This is a genomic window from Stenotrophomonas sp. 278, from assembly GCF_003935715.1.
GTDB classification, from domain to species: domain Bacteria; phylum Pseudomonadota; class Gammaproteobacteria; order Xanthomonadales; family Xanthomonadaceae; genus Stenotrophomonas; species Stenotrophomonas maltophilia_AH.
Window position 1 is genome coordinate 1 of the sequence record NZ_RHPP01000229.1, and the last position, 3,710, is coordinate 3,710.

At 68.9% G+C, this 3,710-nt stretch carries 2 protein-coding genes and 2 pseudogenes; 2 read left to right on the forward strand and 2 right to left on the reverse strand.

Features of this window, described 5'->3' with window-relative positions; translation table 11 throughout:
- Positions 1-1,068, reverse strand: a 1,068-nt coding sequence (gene hutI, locus EGJ34_RS20875; RefSeq protein WP_125362329.1) for an imidazolonepropionase, incomplete at its 3' end; no start/stop codon positions are given.
- Positions 1,069-1,131: 63 nt separating this feature from the next.
- On the opposite strand from hutI, the pseudogene EGJ34_RS20880 reads away from it, so the two are divergent.
- A pseudogene (locus EGJ34_RS20880) lies at positions 1,132-2,490 on the forward strand (formimidoylglutamate deiminase); the annotation flags it as partial.
- A 61-nt stretch (positions 2,491-2,551) separates the two neighbouring features.
- Positions 2,552-3,280, forward strand: a complete 729-nt coding sequence (gene hutC / locus EGJ34_RS20885; RefSeq protein ID WP_125362331.1) for a histidine utilization repressor — start codon at positions 2,552-2,554, stop codon at positions 3,278-3,280.
- A gap of 82 nt (positions 3,281-3,362) precedes the next feature.
- On the opposite strand, the pseudogene EGJ34_RS22410 reads toward hutC, so the two are convergent.
- Positions 3,363-3,710, reverse strand: a pseudogene (locus tag EGJ34_RS22410) (hypothetical protein); the annotation flags it as partial.

The following is a 3,710-nucleotide window of genomic DNA, read 5'->3' on the forward strand; positions in this document are numbered from 1 at the left end:
GTCGGCACGGCCCAGCGCGCGGGCGGCTTCGCGGGTGAAGCCGGCAATGCACTCGTCCACGGTCATGCGGAACAGGGTGGCGGCCATGTTCATGGCCAGCAGCGGGCTGGTCAGCGGTGACGTGCCCGGGTTGCTGTCGGTGGCCAGCGCCAGCGGCACACCGGCAGCGCGTAGTGCGGCCAGCGGGGGCAGGGTGGTGTCGCGGGTGAAATAGAACGCGCCGGGCAGCAGCACGGCGACCGTGCCTGCAGCGCGCATGGCGGCGATACCGTCGGCATCCAGATGTTCGATATGGTCCGCCGACAGCGCGCCGTAGCGCGCGGCCAGCGCCGCGCCGTGCTGGTTGCTGAGCTGCTCGGCGTGGATTTTCACCGCCAGCCCGTGCTGGCGCGCGGCAACGAACACCTGTTCGGCCTGGGCCGGGCTGAAGGCGATGTTCTCGCAGAACACATCGACCGCTTCGGCGAGTTGCTGCGCGGCCACCGCGGGAATCATCACCGAGCAGACTTCATCGATGTAGTCCTGCGCGTCACGCCCGGGCGGTACCGCATGCGCGCCGAGGAAGGTGGGCACCACCTCCACCGCACGCGCCTCGGCCAGTTGGCGCGCGACCCGCAGCTGCTTGCTCTCATCTTCGAGCGTGAGTCCGTAGCCGGACTTGATCTCCACCGTGGTCAGACCCTCGGCCAGCATCGCGTCCAGTCGCGGCAGGCTCTGCGCAAGCAGTTCAGCGTCACTGGCGGCGCGGGTGGCGCGCACCGTGGAGACAATGCCGCCGCCAGCGCGGGCGATGTCGGCATAGCTCACACCCTGCAGGCGCTGCTCGAACTCGCCGGCGCGGTTGCCGGCGTAGACCAGGTGGGTGTGGCAGTCGATCAGCCCCGGGCTGACCCAGCGACCGCCGGCGTCGATGCGGCGGGCAGGGTGAAGGTGGGTGTCGCTGCCGGCGGGACCGACGTGAACAATGCGACCCTGGTGGGCGGCCATCACGCCGTTCTCGATGATGCCCAGGCCGGGGCCGTCCAGCGTCATCAGGTTGGCGTGGGTCCAAACGGTGTCACAGTACACGGCAGCCACCACATCAGCTCATATGTCTATACAATATAGGCGACGCTTCCAGGATGTCCAGTGATGCCTGAAACCCCCACCTCCACCGTCGCCTTTCATGCACAGCACGCGCTGCTGCCGCAGGGCTGGTCCCGTGATGTGCGCATTGTCGGCCGCGGCAGCACGCTGGAGCAGGTGCAGGCCGGCCTGCCGGCACAGGAAGGAGACATCTTGTTGGCCATCGCGCTGCCCGGGCTGGGCAACCTGCACAGTCACGCCTTCCAGCGGGGAATGGCCGGCCTGACCGAGATCGGCGGACGAAGTGGCGACAGCTTCTGGAGCTGGCGTGAGCTGATGTACCGGTTTCTGGCGCATCTGCAGCCAGACGCCGTGCAGGCGATTGCCGAGCAGGCCTATGTGGAGATGCTCGAGTCGGGTTTCACCCGGGTGGGCGAGTTCCACTACCTGCACCACGCCGCTGATGGCACGCCGTATGCCGACCGCGCCGAGATGGCCGCGCGCATCGCGGCTGCCGCAGAGGGCAGTGGCATTGGTCTGACCCTGCTGCCGGTGTTCTACGCGCATGCCGACTTCGGGGGCGCGCCGCCGAACCCGGCGCAGCGCCGCCTGATCCACGACGTGGAGGGTTTTGCCGAACTGCTGGCGGGGTGCCGGCGGGCGCTGCACGGCCAGGACGATGCCGTGCTCGGCATTGCCCCGCACAGTCTGCGCGCGGTGACGGGGCAAGAGCTGTCCGCCTTGCTGCCGCTCAACGCCGGCCCGGTGCACATCCACATTGCCGAACAGACCCGTGAAGTGGACGCCTGCGTGGCCTGGAGCGGGCTGCGCCCGGTGCGCTGGCTGTACGAACATGCGCCGGTCGACGCGCGCTGGTGCCTGGTGCACGCCACCCACGTGGATGCCGATGAAGTGCAGCGCATGCTGGCCAGCCAGGCGGTGGTGGGGCTGTGCCCGATTACCGAGGCCAACCTGGGCGACGGCCTGTTCCCGATGCCGGCCTTCGCGCAGGGCGGCGGGCGCTTCGGCGTCGGCTCGGATTCCAATGTGCTGATCGATGCCGCCGAGGAACTGCGTCTGCTCGAATATGGCCAGCGCCTGCAGCTGCGCGGCCGCAATGTGCTGGCCCCGCAGGAAGGAACGTCCAGCGGGCGCTGGCTGTTCCAGCAGGCCCTGCAGGGCGCGGCGCAGGCGTTGGGAGTGGGCCAGGGCCTGCAGCCGGGCGCGCCGGCCGATGTGGTCGAGCTGGACCCGCAGCACCCGGCGCTGATCGCGCGCGAGGGCGATGTCTGGCTTGACAGCTGGGTGTTCGCCGCACGTAATGGTGCCGTGCGCTCGGTGTGGCGTGGCGGCCGGCAATGGGTCCGGCAGGGGCGTCACCTGCACCGTGACGCAGTGGCTGCACGTTTTGCGACCGCGCTGCGCGGCGTACTGCAGGCCGCGCGTTGAACACCCGCCCCGTGACTCGATAGACCAGGATTTCCGTGTGACGGGTACCAAAGCACCGACTCTCAACCAGCGCATCCGCGAGGATCTGGAAAGCCGCATCCTCAGCGGGCAGTGGCCGCCGGGCTTTCGCATCCCGTACGAGCATGAACTGATGGAGCAGTACGCCTGCTCGCGCATGACGGTGAACAAGGTGCTCACTGCGCTGGCCGAAAGCGGCATGATCGAGCGCCGTCGTCGCGCCGGTTCGTTCGTCGCCCGGCAGCCACCGCACCTGGAACAGGTGGCGTTGGAGATTCCCGACATCGCGATGGCCGTCGGCGCGCGCGGGCACACCTACAGCTATCAGATGCTTGATCGCGCGCACCGTCGCGCGGACCCGGCCAGCGAGGAGGAAATGGCGTTATCGGGCGGACGCATGCTGCTGGCGATCCGTTGCCTGCACCTGGCCGATGGCCAGCCCTTCGCGCTGGAGCATCGGCTGATCAACCCGGCCGGCGTGCCCGAAGCGCTGGATGTGGATTTCGAGGTGATGGCACCGGGCAGCTGGTTGCTGCAGAACGTGTCATGGACGCGTGCCCAGCACCGGATCAGTGCCTGGGGCGCGGATGCGCCGGCGGCAGCGCTGCTGAAGGTGAAGGTGGGAACGGCTTGCCTGGTGATCGACCGTCACACCTGGCGTGGAGAACAGCCCATTACCCGGGTCAAGCAGATGTTCTTGGGCGACGCCTGGGACCTGGTCGCCCGCTTCGCGCCTGGGGCGCGCTAAGCGACCCATGTAGAGCCGGGCTCTGCCCGGCTGCTCCTGGCGCGCGCGAACGGCAGCGGGGCAAGCCCCGCTCTACGTTTGATCACGACGTGGCGCACTGCCTCCACCGTACTGGCTCTTCCGTGCCCAGTCGTGGATTGAGCTGGATCCGCACGGTGCGCAGCGCCGGGTAACGCTTCACCTCGGTGCAGATCCGCGGCCACACCGCGTCGATCTCCTCGCTGCGGTTGACCGCCAGGGTCTGGCTGGTCTGCCAGAACGCACTCAGCACGCCAGTCTGGCGGCCCACGTTCTGGGCCAGCTCGCGGCGGTACTGGGCGAGGGTAGCGGCATCGGGGTCACCGTCGGTGCCCAGGATGCTGCCTGCTGCGGGATGATGGGCGGCAGCGGTGGCCGGCACGGGAACCGCCTGCGCTGGCGTGGCCGGTGC